The 15,171-nt window shown below is 43.4% G+C and carries 13 protein-coding genes; 5 read left to right on the top strand and 8 right to left on the bottom strand.

The features are described 5' to 3' along the window. Positions 1-3 precede the first annotated feature (3 nt). A complete protein-coding gene (gene recJ, locus ACS8FD_RS01335) occupies positions 4-1,824 on the bottom strand; it encodes a single-stranded-DNA-specific exonuclease RecJ (RefSeq protein ID WP_439274073.1) in 1,821 nt (606 codons plus the stop codon). A gap of 253 nt (positions 1,825-2,077) precedes the next feature. Here recJ and ACS8FD_RS01330 point away from each other — a divergent pair, with 253 nt between their 5' ends. From ACS8FD_RS01330 to ACS8FD_RS01315, 4 genes are all read left to right on the top strand, one after another. Next, the gene (locus tag ACS8FD_RS01330) at positions 2,078-2,593 is read left to right on the top strand and encodes a hypothetical protein (RefSeq protein ID WP_439274072.1); all 516 of its coding nucleotides are present in this window, start codon (positions 2,078-2,080) and stop codon (positions 2,591-2,593) included. 173 nt (positions 2,594-2,766) lie between these two features. Further along, the gene (locus ACS8FD_RS01325; protein ID WP_439274071.1) at positions 2,767-3,156 is read left to right on the top strand and encodes a hypothetical protein; all 390 of its coding nucleotides are present in this window, start codon (positions 2,767-2,769) and stop codon (positions 3,154-3,156) included. 195 nt (positions 3,157-3,351) lie between these two features. Continuing rightward, entirely contained in the window at positions 3,352-5,019 is a 1,668-nt protein-coding gene (locus ACS8FD_RS01320; protein ID WP_439274070.1) for an alkaline phosphatase D family protein, read from the top strand. Positions 5,020-5,168: 149 nt separating this feature from the next. Beyond that, positions 5,169-6,116, top strand: a complete 948-nt coding sequence (locus ACS8FD_RS01315) for an IS256 family transposase, variant Zn-binding type (RefSeq protein ID WP_439274203.1) — start codon at positions 5,169-5,171, stop codon at positions 6,114-6,116. A gap of 100 nt (positions 6,117-6,216) precedes the next feature. Here ACS8FD_RS01315 and ACS8FD_RS01310 read toward each other — a convergent pair whose 3' ends face one another. Next, complete coding sequence (locus tag ACS8FD_RS01310; RefSeq protein ID WP_439274069.1) at positions 6,217-6,597, bottom strand: hypothetical protein; 381 nt, start codon at positions 6,595-6,597, stop codon at positions 6,217-6,219. Positions 6,598-6,816: 219 nt separating this feature from the next. Beyond that, complete coding sequence (gene uvrB, locus ACS8FD_RS01305) at positions 6,817-8,928, bottom strand: excinuclease ABC subunit UvrB (RefSeq protein WP_439274068.1); 2,112 nt, start codon at positions 8,926-8,928, stop codon at positions 6,817-6,819. A 486-nt stretch (positions 8,929-9,414) separates the two neighbouring features. Here uvrB and dps point away from each other — a divergent pair, with 486 nt between their 5' ends. Next, the gene (dps, locus tag ACS8FD_RS01300) at positions 9,415-9,897 is read left to right on the top strand and encodes a DNA starvation/stationary phase protection protein Dps (protein ID WP_439274067.1); all 483 of its coding nucleotides are present in this window, start codon (positions 9,415-9,417) and stop codon (positions 9,895-9,897) included. An 88-nt stretch (positions 9,898-9,985) separates the two neighbouring features. On the opposite strand, the gene ACS8FD_RS01295 is transcribed toward dps, so the two are convergent. The 5 genes from ACS8FD_RS01295 to ACS8FD_RS01275 all read right to left on the bottom strand — a co-directional run bounded on the left by ACS8FD_RS01295 (position 9,986) and on the right by ACS8FD_RS01275 (position 15,161). Beyond that, positions 9,986-11,053 carry a cation diffusion facilitator family transporter gene (locus tag ACS8FD_RS01295; RefSeq protein WP_439274066.1) on the bottom strand — a complete coding sequence of 356 codons (1,068 nt, stop codon included), beginning with the start codon at positions 11,051-11,053 and terminating at the stop codon, positions 9,986-9,988. 127 nt (positions 11,054-11,180) lie between these two features. Continuing rightward, positions 11,181-11,750, bottom strand: a complete 570-nt coding sequence (locus ACS8FD_RS01290; RefSeq protein WP_439274065.1) for an acyl-CoA thioesterase — start codon at positions 11,748-11,750, stop codon at positions 11,181-11,183. A 141-nt stretch (positions 11,751-11,891) separates the two neighbouring features. Continuing rightward, positions 11,892-12,317: a DUF2177 family protein gene (locus ACS8FD_RS01285; protein WP_439274064.1), complete on the bottom strand. Its 426-nt coding sequence runs from the start codon at positions 12,315-12,317 to the stop codon at positions 11,892-11,894. A gap of 101 nt (positions 12,318-12,418) precedes the next feature. After that, positions 12,419-13,906 (bottom strand): class I SAM-dependent methyltransferase, encoded by a 1,488-nt coding sequence (locus ACS8FD_RS01280; RefSeq protein WP_439274063.1) that lies wholly within the window; start codon positions 13,904-13,906, stop codon positions 12,419-12,421. A gap of 244 nt (positions 13,907-14,150) precedes the next feature. Then, positions 14,151-15,161, bottom strand: coding sequence for a DUF1365 domain-containing protein (locus ACS8FD_RS01275; protein WP_439274062.1), 1,011 nt, complete (start codon positions 15,159-15,161; stop codon positions 14,151-14,153). Between the last annotated feature and the right edge of the window lie 10 nt (positions 15,162-15,171).

The raw sequence follows: 15,171 nt of genomic DNA, 5'->3' as shown, positions 1-15,171 counted from the left end.
GTTTTAGTTTACTAAAGCCAAATCCTTTACCATCAGCTGTAAGCTGCGTTTACCATTCCATTCATTGACATCGAGCTCAAAGAGAATATGCACTTTTTCAGCGCGATAATCCCAAGCAGCAGCATCGAAGTTGAAATAAATTGCATCGATAGGATACTGCACGCCAGGATAGCGCAAGGAGAGTTTGAGATGCTTGTCCTTTAATATCTTAAAGCTTAATACTTCAAAGATACCATCGAATATGGGCGCGGCAAAGCCATGACCCCAAATACTGGCCTCAGCCAACTCATCGGCAAACCATAAGCTAAAGTCGCTGGCTTGCAGCTCGCCATCGGTAAATTTTTGCTCGGCGAAGATCTCTTGATCCAGCTCCTCCATTACCTTATCAAAAGCGGCTACAAACCCTTCAAAATTGCGACGTTTAATGGTCAAGCCCGCCGCCATGGCATGACCACCAAAGTGAGTGATGAGCTCGGGGTTGCGCTCAGCCACTTGCTCAATAGCATCACGAATATGCACGCCAGCGATGGAACGCGCTGAGCCTTTGATCGTGTCATTATCTCCAGTGCGTTCAGTATCAGCAGGAGCAAAGACAATACTGGGGCGATAGTGGCTCTCTTTTAAGCGGCCAGCGACGATACCGATGACACCTTGATGCCAGTCGTCTTGATAAAGCACGAGGCTGCGCTTAGCAGCGGCTAGTTTTTGCGGAACTTTAGCCGCGATAATAATGTCATCGCTGTCCTCCAAATCTGCATCGAAGGTATTGTCAGCCGCACTGTCCTCTTCTAAAGACTTGATAATTTGATCGGCCTGCGCCCGCATCTCACCTTCGACTTGCCGACGATTGCGATTGAGTCGCTCAAGCTCATGCGCTAAGCGCTGAGCGCTACCCCAATCATCGGTAAGCAAACACTCGATACCGATACGCATATTGTCCATGCGTCCCGCCGCATTAATACGCGGCCCTAACACGAAGCCAAAGTCCTGCGCATGTAGCTGCTTAGGATCGCGCCCTGCCTGCTCAAGTAATGCCAAAATACCAATACAGCAGCGACCTTGGCGAATCGCATTTAGTCCATGATGGACAAGGATACGGTTATTCTTATCGAGTACGCCGACATCAGCGATAGTACCAAGCGCCACTAAGTCTAAATACTGACTGACTTGCACCGCCGGTTTACCTGCTTCGCGTCGGAGCTTAGCAAGCCTTCCTAACACATAAAACGCGACACCGACTCCAACTAAGGCTTTGCTCTCAAAGCTGCAGTCTAACTGATTAGGATTGACCACCGCTTCAGCCGGCGGCGTCGCTTTGGTCGTTAGATGATGATCGGTAATAATAACAGTGATACCGTCCGCTTGCGCGCGCGCGACACCTTCGTGACTTGAGATACCATTATCAACGGTGACAATCAAATCAGGCTGATAAGTCTTAATACCTAATTCGACAATCTCAGGAGTTAGGCCATAGCCGTACTTAAAGCGATCTGGCACTAAGAAGTCGACTTGCGCGCCCATCTTAGTCAATGCACGCATCATCAGCGCCGTACTAGTCGCACCATCACAGTCAAAATCACCAACGATTAAAATGCGTTTGTTATCATCGATAGCCGCATCTAATAAGCGCACCGCTTCCGTGACTCCATGCAAGTTTTCAGCGGGTAAGAGACCCGATAGACGAGTCTCAAGCTCATCAAGCTGCATAATACCGCGGCCGGCATAAAGCCGAGCTAAGGTGAGAGATTGGGTGGCGAACGCTTGTAGCGCGGCGGGCAGCTCGTCGATGCGAGTACCAGTAAAGCGAGGAGTTAAATTTAGCATAGCGGTATTCTACTGGCTTTAGCTAAGGGTCACAATGTTAATTTTTAACTCATGATTACTTATTATTTGATTGGTTTGCAGCATGGCAGTTATAGTAATTCTCATCATAGTAGTTACAAAAACCGTGCATTTTTGCGTCACTTTTCTGCAATTTGCTACAAAGCTATGATTGTACGACGCGGATATTTCCTTAAACTATGAATTAACTATTTGTTTCTACCTTTAACTATTCACCCTATTATAAGGATAATTTATGAAAACGACGCCAAAAGCTGAAAAACTCCCAAACACTATTGATCCTAATTTAGATCTCGAGCAAGTGCGAAAGGAGTGTCTAAAATTAGTCAAAAAACGCGCGAAGTTTTCAGCAGGTGTAGCGGTTGTTCCTGTGCCCTTTTTTGATGTCGCCGTTGATGCGGGTATGTTGACCCAGCTCATCCCTGAAATTAGCGAGCGTTTTGGTTTAATTGAAGACCGCAAATCTGCCATTGACTTAGAATCGCGTGAAGTGCATTGGAGCGCTGTCAGAGATCGTACCGTCGATTTTGCAGGTCTAATGGCCACTCGCGGTATTGTCAAGAAAACGATTCAAGGGTTTGGTGGTCGTATTGCTGCCAAACAAGTCACTAAGTTCATACCGTTAGGTGGACAATTGGTCGCGGCTACTATGGGCTACACTATCTTTAAAAAAATCGCCTCGGACCACGTTGAGGACTGCTACAAGCTTGCCAAAGAGATTCAGCAAAAAGAAAGTAGCAAAAACGTCTAAGCCATCAGCGAATAGACACCTGCAACGACATAACCAGTTAAGCTTGGCTTAGCTGGTTTTTTTATTAGCGATCTTTGCACATATTTGCACATAAATGTATGCAATATTCACTACTACCAATCAAGCGCTTAGCATGCTATTTTGCCTATTATAAACTCAGCTTAAAGGACTAAATGATGAAAAAACTCCTACTCTCCACTACCATGCTCGCGACCTTTGCTTTAGCGGGCTGCGCTTCTACTGGCGCGACTAACAATGCAGGTAACCCTATCGGTACTGCCAATGAGATTGGTATGAACGTCCTCAAAGCCGCTATCGATAACCAATGCCGCAGCCAGATCGAAAACCGAAATGCGTGGCGTATTGCTAGCGCTGCGATGAGCGATGAGCAAGAAGAAGCGGTCAAGTCCCGGGTATGCGGCTGTGTCAGTGAACAAGCACCGCAGCAAGTGACGCTCGTCGAATTAGGTAATGCAGCAATAGATACCAGCTACCGTACGCAGCTAGTCGCTAGAGTCGTCGCTAAATCGCTACAGAGCTGTTACGGCAGCATCGTTGGCTAAGCAGTTATAAACACTTTCATTGTTCAAATAAAGTCAACGTAGTAATTGCTTAAATAAGCTTATTCATATAAATTGTGGATAAGCTATTTTTTATTTATAAAGTATTCTTGTTTTTGATAGTGAAAAGTTTTTGATAGCAACAAGTCTAAGCTATCATGAGATATGGAATTTCTGCTGATATATCAAGGAAGACAGATGAAAAGACGTGATTTTATAAAGTTTGGTAGCCAAGCGACTGTGGCAGGAACTCTGTTAGTTCAGCTAAGCGCTTGCTCTTCAGATTCAGACGACTTTAATACTATAAACAATTCAGATAAGTTAGATGACTTAGGTTATCAAGGCGCTTCTCCGTTTGTTCACGGCATTGCCAGCGGCGACCCCTTACAAGACAAAGTGATACTGTGGACGCGCATTACCAATGACGGTAGCATCAACGCAGCGAGTATCCCTGTTGGCTATGTGGTTGCAACTGATCCAGAGCTACAAAACGTCGTAGCTAGAGGTAAAAGCAGAGCCACTGCTGAGACCGACTTTACGGTAAAAGTAGATCCTAAACTACCGCAGCCTAATACCACTTACTATTATAAGTTTGAGGCTTTGGGCTATGCCTCCCCTATTGGTCGTACTCGCACTATTCCTAATTCTGATCTGCCAGCAAGCGAAGTTGATCGCGTGCGTCTGGCGGTAGTGTCTTGCTCCAATTATGGCTTTGGCTATTTTAATGGTTATGCTGATATTGCTAAACAAGCGGATATATCGGCGGTGCTTCATTTAGGCGATTACATTTATGAGTATCCAGAAGGCTTTTATCGTGACAACGATTTAAAGGACGAGCGACCAATTTTTCCTGAGAACGAAATTATCAGCTTAGAAGATTATCGCTTGCGTTACGCCTGTTATCGCACCGATATCGACCTACAAGAGTGTCATCGTCAGCATCCGTTTATCGCGGTTTGGGATGATCACGAAATCGCCGATAACTCATGGAAAGGCGGTGCTAGATTTCATTTTCCAAACAAAGGCAGCTATATAGAGCGCAAAATGTCAGCGGTACGCGCATATCACGAATGGATGCCGATTCGCGATGATGATAGTAATGAGCTAGATAGTCAGCTGCGCATCTATCGACGCTTTGAGTTTGGCAAGCTATTTGACTTAAATATGTTAGACACCCGTATCTTTGGCCGCGAAAAGCTTGACGCTTCTGCTAGTAATGAGCCTGAGCGTCAACTGCTTGGACTTGAGCAAGAAAACTGGCTCTATCTAAACTTGATGGATGGTAAAAATCGCGGCGCCATTTGGCAGGTACTAGGTCAGCAGGTGATTTTAGCCCCATTTATGGGAGCGTCTGCAACCAACTCTGGTGATATTTGGAACGGCTATGCTAGTGCGCGCAATCGTTTATTAGACTTTATTGAAGACAACAATATCGATAATACCGTCGTACTCACCGGCGACTATCATGCTTCCTTCGCTTTTGATGTTGCCAAAAATCCTTTTGAAGCGAGCGGCTATAATCCAGATACAGGAGAAGGTTCGCTTGCGGTAGAATTCGTTTGTCCGGCTTTAACTTCATTGGCTGTACCTGAGATGAACTCAGGCCCAGAAGCCAATCCACATCAAAAATTTAATAATCAAGTCGATCATGGCTATATGCTTCTTGACATCACTGAGCAAGCATTTGGATGTGAATGGTACTATACGGATACCTTAAAAGAGCGTAACGATAGCACTCGCTTTGCGAAAGGATTAGTCACGCAAACATCGATGAATCACTTGGTAGATAATACACAAACTCGTGCTATTACTGACTCATCAGCTCTAGCTTCCAAAGATAAAGCCATTGCAGTAAAAGTAGCTTAATTAGGACGTATTAAAACTAAGCTATAAGAAACTATTAAGTCATAGTAAAAAAGGTGCGCTATTTGCTTAGCGCACCTTTTTCTATAGGCATTTTTAGGTGTAATGGACATTATTCATGCTGACGTAGTGTCTAACGCTATATACTGTCTATATTTGCAAGGAATCAAAGCCATGAATCAAAAAACTGCCCTTTTTGTCGTGAAAAACACACCAAGAAGAACGGACGTAAGCTTGGCAAACAGCAGTATCAATGTCTAGCTTGCAGACGGCAGTTTTTAGGTGGCATAAGACTCAATAACCAAACCCTATGGACTGAATATACGCAAGGTAAACAGACCTACAAGCAGCTAGCTGACAAGTATCACTGTAGTCTTAAAACCATACAAAGACGCTTAGATAAAGTTAATATTGAATATCAGATTAAACGACCAAAGGCTGCTAACATTATCATCGACACCACTTACTTCGGTCGTAAGTTTGGTCTAATGGTTTTTATGGATAATACGACTAGAGCCGTTCTTTATTACGCGATAGTCAGCCATGAAACCAATAGTGCCTATAAGCAAGGGATTGATCACTTAGCATCGTTAGGCGTTGATATACAAAGCATCACCTGTGATGGTAGACGAGGGCTTAGAACGTTATTCACTCGCACCCCTTGCCAGATGTGCCAGTTCCATCAAGTACAAATAGTAACTCGCTACTTAACTCGTCGCCCTAAGAATATCGCTAGTATTGAGCTTAGACGACTTACTCTAGAGATAACACAGCTTGATAAAACTGACTTTATAAAGCGCTTAGATCAATGGTACTTAACTCATGAAGACTATCTTAATGAGCGTAGTACCAATGACGATAACAGTAGAACGTGGTACACGCATAAGCGTCTTAGAAGTGCTTATCGTAGTCTTAGAACCAATAGCGATTGGTTGTTTACTTATCAAGAATACGACCACTTAGATATACCGAATACCACCAATTCTCTTGAAGGGTTATTCAGTGAGTTAAAGCGACAATTACACAGTCATCATGGGTTAAATGAGCAGCGTAAGTTACGGTTTATTAAAGACTTTCTACTATCAAAGTCACTCAAATAGCATGAATTATGTCCATTAGCGACTACCTTCTACTTTTTAGCATGAATTTTGTCAATTACACCCATTTTTAGCATAATGCTGACATAATGGCTTTAAATAATTAGAGCTGATCAGCGTTTGTAATGACTGTATCAGGACCGATAGCTGCCGTCATAGGCAATACTTTACTACGGCGAAAATACTTAGAATGCGTGTTTATAATCTCATTGACACTATCGATTAGATCTTCAATGACATCATCATAAATACCGTGATGTAACTCAGTTTCAAAATCGGTAAAGGGGTGCTTGCGCGCCGCTGCTCTCACATCAGTAATGCCTTGTTTGCTATAAAAAATATTAACACTACCATCACTATTTAGCACACAGTTTAGCTCTCCCTCATCAACGATCATATCTAAACGCTTAGGGGTAAAAATATAATCATCAACATCAAGTAACTCTTTTTCGATTCCTTTTTTAAAAAACGCTTTAACATCCATTATAGTTATACTCCCAGAACAAAATAACTTGTAAATACTTTTCTTATTTTGGTTATCCTCTTACCAGCCTATTTTTCACGACTTATTAGACAACGCTTTATAAACTTATCCTACAAGATGCGACTATGACTTTTAAGGTAAAAAATGTAAGTCTGCGTTTAGGGTTAGTAAGGCTTAGGCTGACTCGCTCTACTCTACCGCTTAAAAATTTACCTATTTTTAAATCAAATGCGCCTTTAGCTCCAGCACTTTGTCACGCGTTTTTGCGGCATCTTCAAACTTTAGATCGCGAGAGAACTGCTTCATCAGCTTCTCGAGGCGATTGATCTCTTTAGCCAGCAGATCAGGACTACGCAATATACTAATATCGACATCCGGCAGATTGCTTTTGACTGGGATCGCTTGATTGTCATTGGCATCAAGCTCCTCGCCAGTGTCAATTTTATCCGTCACACTACGGCGTGCGCCTTTGGGAGTAATATTATGCTCAATGTTAAACTCAATCTGCTTCTCACGGCGACGATCAGTCTCCTCTATTGCCTTCTGCATACTTGGCGTAATACGATCGGCATAAAGAATGGCTTTACCGTTTAAGTGACGCGCAGCACGACCAATAGTCTGAATGAGGGAGCGCTCTGAGCGCAAGAAGCCTTCTTTATCCGCATCAAATATAGCAACCAATGATACCTCTGGCATATCCAAACCTTCACGCAACAGGTTAATCCCGACCAATACATCATGCACGCCAGTACGCAGCTCGTGAATGATTTGCATACGCTCAACCGTATCGATATCGGAGTGCAGATATGCCACCTTGATATCGTACTCTTTGAGATAACTGGTTAAATCCTCCGCCATACGCTTAGTCAAAGTGGTAATCAATACGCGCTCATCGAGCTCACGGCGCTTGGTAATCTCCGACAGCACATCATCGACTTGCGTGAGTACCGGACGGATCTCAATCTCAGGGTCAATCAGACCGGTTGGGCGCACGACTTGCTCTACCACTTGTTCGCTGTGCTCCAGCTCGTATTGAGCGGGCGTGGCGCTAACATAAATGGTTTTAGGCTTAATGCGCTCCCACTCTTCAAACTTCATCGGCCGGTTGTTCATCGCGCTTGGCAGACGAAAGCCATAGTTCACGAGATTCTCTTTACGCGATCTATCGCCTTTATACATGGCGCCTACTTGCGAGACCGTTACATGCGACTCATCGATAAACAGTAGCGCGTCTTCTGGAATATAATCAAATAGTGTCGGCGGCGCTTCACCCCACGGACGTCCAGATAAGTGCTGCGAGTAGTTCTCAATACCATTACAGTAACCGAGCTGCTGGATCATCTCCAGATCATACTGGGTACGCTCTTTAAGACGCTGAGCTTCAATCAGTTTATTGTTATCACGGAAATACTCAAGACGCGGCTCAAGCTCTTCGCGAATGGTATGAGTGGCGGCTTCTAAACGATTCCGCGGGGTGACATAGTGCGACTTAGGATAAATAGTAATGCGCGGCACACTGCGCACCGTTTTACCGGTTAAAGGATCGAACCAAGTGATCTTCTCAACTTCATCATCGAACAGATGCACGCGTATAGCTAATTGTTCAGATTCAGCAGGATAAATGTCGAGTAACTCCCCGCGCAAGCGATAGGTACCACGACCAAAGTCCAGCTCATTACGCGTATACTGCATCTCAACCAAACGCTTAATCGTCGCCGTGCGATCTATTTTGTCGCCGACCACGACGTGCAACAGCATTTTTAAATAACTCTCTGGATCACCTAAACCGTAAATACAAGACACGGAGGCGACGATAATAGCATCGCGGCGCTCAAGTAATGCCCGCGTTGCAGACAGGCGCATCTGGTCAATATGATCGTTGATGGCGCTATCTTTTTCAATAAAAGTATCGCTAGCGGCTACATAAGCCTCAGGCTGATAGTAGTCATAATAACTGACGAAATACTCAACCGCGTTGTTCGGGAAGAAGGCTTTAAACTCACCATATAGCTGGGCGGCAAGGGTCTTGTTATGCGCCATAATAATGGTGGGGCGCTGGCACTCACTAATTACCTTAGCCATAGTATAAGTCTTACCAGAACCCGTCACCCCAAGCAATAACTGCTCATCCATATCTGCATTAATACCTTTAACGAGCTTTTCAATCGCTTGCGGCTGATCGCCTGCCGGCTCAAAGTCAGTGACCATCTCAAAGGCACGGCTTGATATTTGTGTTCCTGACGCATTGACGCCAACGATTTCAGCTTCGCCTTGTAGCTGAGTGGCCAATTGGTTTAACTGACGCGACGAGCGCGGTTCGGGCATACGCATATTAGTTTTCTTCCTGACGTTTGTAAGGATAAGTATAAGAAGTAAGGTTTATAACAAGGTGGGGGCTTAAGCGCTGTTTTTAAAGGCTATTTGATCGCTTTTATCGCTCATTAAAGCGTTAATTACAGATCACAATAGATGACCATCATAGCCAAAAACTAACTGTTATTTGTCAGTGGATTTTTATCAGCAAATCATCAAGGCGACTTATTAAATAAAAAGTAGTTGACTCGTTTAGGTAATCAAAGATTATCGTTAAGGCTGGTTTAGGCTATTACATTTACAAAGCTTTTCATGCTTAACAAAGCCATTACATGACCACCTAATAAAGCCTAACGCTCATGGGTTTACTACCCTTAATAAGCTGCTATTATTAGTATCGAAAGTTGATAAGAAAACGCTGGCTAAGAATCTCAAACTAAGAGTCTGAGAAAATTTAGTCAGTCATTAGATAACAATTAAATAAAACTAAAAACGGAGTAATTTATGAGAGAACGTTATGCAAGCGGTATAAATGATGACACTGCCAAAAAAATGGTTGATCTACTGAATGCGAATCTAGCCAACTTGATTGATTTGAGTATGGATAGTAAGCAATGCCACTGGAATCTACAAGGTACTGGATTTATCGGTGTGCATCAGTTACTAGATGAAACTTATGAGCGTCTGACGGAATCTTTTGATACTGTCGCTGAGCGTATTGTTATTCTTGGTGGTAAAGCTAATGGCATCTCCAAGCGTGTCGTGGAAGATTCTATCTTAGAAACTTACCCCACTGATATTACTGAGGTCGAGCAGCACGTTCGTGAGCTGACGAATCGTTATAAAACTATCGCAGCCTCATTACGTGAAGGTATAGATACTGCTGGTGATGCAGGCGACGAAGATACGGCTGATTTACTAACGGAAGTAAGCCGTACTATCGACAAAGATGCTTGGTTCATCGGTGCTAATGCGCCTAAAAAATAATATTTTTATAACTCTGTTCAATTGAGTTAGAAGATACTACAAAAAAATCGCCTAAATGGCGATTTTTTTGGTTTGATATTAGCGCTGTTCAGCTTCGCACTGGATTTGAAGAGCTGTTAGATAGCTTTATAGTTTTGGCATTAGGTGCAGATAGCGTCAGAATGGCTTCCTGAAATATCTCATTGGCGCGAAACTGGCTCTCGATACTCTCAAAGGTTTGCGCGATGCTCTGTTCTCTTTGATTCCCTCTGATGTCTACTGCCGCTACCATAAATATCTTTTTGGGTCCCACCCATTCTAGATGCAAATAAGATACGCTATCGACACCCTCATGACTCAAAAGCTCACTTAATACATAGTCATGCATGTTATCTGAAACTTTATACCCCACCAAAAAGTCGCGATTACGACTGATCAAAAATATGGCTACTGCCCCTAATAATATGCCGACAATAATGGAGCCTAGCGCATCCCAAAAAGCCTGGCCTGTGTAGACGTGCATACCCATTGCCGCCGCTGCGATAACTAAACCCGTAACCGCTGCTAAATCTTCAAAAAACACCCCACGCAATGTTGGATTAGAAGTATCAATGACATAGCCAATAGCACTAACATTGATAGCTTTACCATGTTTTTTACTTTGCAAATAAGCTTGCACCAACGAAAAGCCCTCAAGCACAAAAGCCACTGCCAAAATAATAAAAGCGATCGTATAATTAGTCTCAGCCTCTGGTGCATTCCATTCGGTGATACCCGTATAAATAGAGACAATGGATCCTGCCATAAAGACACCAAAAGCCGCTATCATCGACCACACATAGGCCTCTTTGCCATAACCTAAAGGATGACTTTTATCAGCGGGTTTGACTGCCTTTTTCTCAGCGACTAATAAAAAGATACCATTACCCGTATCCGCCCATGAATGCGCAGCCTCCGCTACCATAGAAGCAGAGCCGGTGATAAAAGCAGCAACGGACTTGGCGATAGCGATCAAAAAGTTAGCGCCAATAGCAATCAAAACTGTAATCACAGAGCTAGACTTTTTATCTTTATTGTCAGGATTTGGCTCGGGATTCTGCGCGCTTGGTTTATGTCGCGACAGCTCTGGGCCGCCTAGGTGTAATTGTGGATTGGCGACGGATGGTTTCAAACTCATAATGGGCTCTATAACATGGCTTAAACGGTTAAAGATAGGTAGTATCTATACTATCTAACCTAGAATAAATCAACCTTTATTCTTTTACAGTAGCTCATCCGTTAATCGGCAGTGACTTCTGACCACGCTATTTAGACTCTGGGTTGGTCTGTGTGTTTTCAGCCGTGCGCGTCAACTCTCCGACTTCTTTACTGATATCACAGCTAGGACGATGTGAGCTTTGCATACGCATTTCTTTACGCTCTAATGCCGCATCGGCTCGGCACTGTTGGCTTTCGTTTTTTATCTCTAGCGGCGGCACAGGCGTAGGTTTACCATTATCATCGATAGCGACCATCGTGAAGTAGCAGCTGTTAGTATGGCGAATCGTTCGCGCGCGCACATCTTCTGACTCGACTCTGATACCAACCTCCATCGAGGTGGTGCCGACGTAGTTGACACTAGCAGCAAAAGTGACGAGCTCGCCGACATAGATAGGCTCACGGAACATCACTTGATCGACCGATAGCGTGACGACATAGCTACCGCTATAACGACTGGCGCAAGAATATGCCACTTGATCGAGCATTTTTAGTAAGTCGCCACCATGGACATTACCGATAAAGTTTGCCATATCTGGGGTCATCAATATCGACATATAAAGTTCGTGATTGAGCGGCGCTCTTTTTGCAGTGGAGCTAGTATTGTATTGAGCCATAGTTGTCCTTGGTCATTGTAAAGTTTGTCGTTGCAAAGTTTATCTATCATTTATACAGCAGGCGGATATCTAGTGCAAATCGATAACAGCAAAAAAAACGGCTTAACCTAAGTTAAACCGCTGTTATCTAAGCTTGCACACTTAAGCTGAAGCAGTCCTATCCAGCCAGCGAAAACGGTATGCCAACCAAGCCGTGCCAGCACTCACCGTACCAGTTAAAAAACCACCCCAAGTAAAATCTACCAAAGCGGTATCAAGCGTATAGCCTTTAAACAATGCTAAATTGGTAAAGTCATAAGTACCATAAGCCATTAAACCGAGTAATCCACCCAATAGGAAAATATGCCCAATAGAAGCTTGTGCTTTTATCTGCGGATAAAGAACAATAATACATAGCGCCAAGATATAGAACATATAGAACACAGCAGCCGCCATCATATTAGGTTCATCCGCTAAAAGATGACCTATACGCTCCTCATAGAATAGCCCTTTCATCGTTGACAGCCAGACGAAGTCAACGCCTAAAAACATAGCAACGGCAACAAGATAAACAAACGTATAACCCATAACAATATCCTTTTATTTAAATGGTTTTAGTAGCACTATAATTTAGTAGCGCTTTATTCTCATGATGCAGAGAGTTTGGCTGCTACTCTATAGCTCATTTGTTAAACTGGGGCGGTATCCGTACTCGAAGAAGCCGTTTGCTTCTTAATATCTGCAATAAACTTATCACCTTTTTCATCACGATTAGAATCAGTACTATTAGAGTCAAGATGATGCGACGTAGGCGAATCCGAGAAATGTAGAATATCTATATTGTCAGGCTTAACTGCCGTCAGCTGTACTACACCAATGGTGCGCTCCAAAAAACCACCTTCGCAGTAACAGAAATAAAAGTTCCAAAGACGGATAAAAGCTTCGTCATAACCGAGCGCCTTGATTTCCCCGCGCTGCGACATAAAGGCTAAACGCCAATCCCGCAACGTATGCGCGTAGTCAAAACCGTAATCATGTAATTGTTTGATAACCATATCGGTCTGCTGAGTGAACTGATTGTTCAGCTCTTGATTGGAAAGCAGACAACCGCCTGGGAAGATATGGGTTTGGATAAAATCAACTGAACCGACATACTCTTGATAGTTTTGGTCATTAAAAGTGATCGCTTGTAGCACCATTAAACCCGTAGGTTTAAGCAGCTCATTACACTTAGCAAAAAAGGTTGGTAGGTATTCATAACCGACGGCTTCGATCATCTCAATACTGACAAGCTTATCAAATTGACCGGTCAGCTCGCGATAGTCCTGCTTGAGTAAAGTTATCTTATTTTCTAGCCCTGCTGCTTGTACCCGAGCCTGCGCTTCATCAAACTGCGCGTCGGATATCGTCGTCGTGGTAACGTGACAGCCGTAATGAGTGGCGGCATAAATCGCAAAACCGCCCCACCCTGTACCAACCTCTATCACTTGATCATCGCAAGTCAACTGCAAACGCTGACAGATAAGCTCAAGCTTATGCTGCTGAGCATCGCTAAGGGTGGCTTCAGGATTCTTATAGACCGCGGAGGAGTACATCATGGTCTCATCTAAGAAGCGCTGATACATATCATTGCCCAAATCATAATGGGCCAAGATATTGGATTTAGATCCTGAGTGATCGTTGCTACGCAGCTGATGATTAGCCTTCTCAAAAGCTTTACTGACACCGGCAAAACGGTTTTCTAATTTATTCAGCACTGCTAGATTACGTGCCGCCAAGCGTATTAAACCAGTTAAGTCATCAGTATCCCACTCGCCATTGATGTAGCTATCGGCCAGCGCAATAGAGCCGCCGAATAATAACTGACGATAGACGCTGATATCATGGATGGTCAGCGTCACGTTTAGAGAGTGGCGGCCGATAGCTGAGCTACTTTTTACGTTGAGATCCTGACTACCAAAGCTATGAGTTTGCGCCTGCTGGGTATAGTCTTCGATGACAGTAATACCGCCAAACTGTACTCGTTTTAGTGCTTGAAATATCGCTTTCCTCGCTAAAGCGCTTACCCCATTATTGATAGGTTTCAACAGCGCACTATCGTTTAAAGTCTGACTCAAACGGGCATTGATTTTCTCTAATCTACTGCTTGGCTGACGGTCGGTTGGTCGAGCTGACATCGCTGTGGTATCCTTTTGTCCATTTGAGAGAGTCGCTATTCATAAACGCTGGTTACTGCTTTCACGCTGTACTGCTATATTTAAAACTCATCTACAGTCAGTTCAAAGTAAAATTGTTATAAATTTAAAAGCGCTACTGATATAAATTTTACTTGCATGCTGCTATCGTTCGATGCTGCATAAAATTCATCCCAGCAGCGCTGTGTCATTTTTAGAGTGAAGCGATTTTTTATTTCATAATTGCTTATTTGTTAGTTGCTTGCTCACTTTCTGCTAGCTTCTCATCGTAGTTGATATACGGGACTTTCTTTATCGCGTAGAGCTTAAAAGCGTGCCAATAAATACGACTAAGCGAAGTAAAATTCATCAGCGGATTTTGTGTTAAGCTTTTACGAATGCTCTTTTGGGTCATCGGCTCACCCTTCATCTTTATGCCGGTTTTGAGCACCTTACCGCGTTTATCACTGATATTAATCGCTATGCGAATATCAAAAACATCGTTTTGGTTAGCGTTACTATTAGCAGCTTTACTGATTTTAGGACCTTGTGGTTTTATACTGACCTGCCATCGATAGAGCTGATCGATAGGATTAAAGGGTGAGACATGAAAATCCTTATCATGGCAAAACTCAGTCTCCGTGCCGTCCAGTAAGAAACCGTAATAATGACGCTTATCCCATGGTGTGTTGGACACTTCAGCTAACAAATGGGTCGGCGTTTGCTCGGCATTAAAGCCAATATAAAAATTCACGGGGCTAAAATAAACGCCAACATTACGGCAAACTACTAGCCCAATAATATCGCCTGTAGGACTACTGCCTGCTTTGTCAGTGAAAGCATAAGTCAGACGTTGCAATAATTGATCTACGCTTTTATCAGTACTTTTATCATCAGTTGCACCATTAGAGGTATCTTTATTTGACGTTGTTGACTCTAACCCTTGCAGATAATCATCAGCATGAAACTGCTGTAGTGCTTTATGTTTCGCTGAAAATATCGGTATCCCTTTTGTGATTGCTTGACTAAAAGGTAATCTATTTAGAAATTTTGCGCTCTTAAGATGGTTACTTTGAAACCGTGAGCTAACGACTTCAGGTAAACTGTTATCTACTGCTAAGGCGCTAATATTAACGCCCCAATAACGGTACGGATAAGTAAATTTATGCACGCTCGGTAATAGGCGACTGTGCCATGTTGTACCATGAAACAGCTGATGGTGAAATCTACTATTAGACGAACGGTCGTTTTTAGACATTAAGCTCTCT

The sequence above is a fragment of the Psychrobacter sp. 1U2 genome (assembly GCF_051847575.1).
The sequence above is the reverse complement of the archived record's forward strand: the minus strand, read 5'-3'. Positions and strand labels throughout refer to the sequence as shown.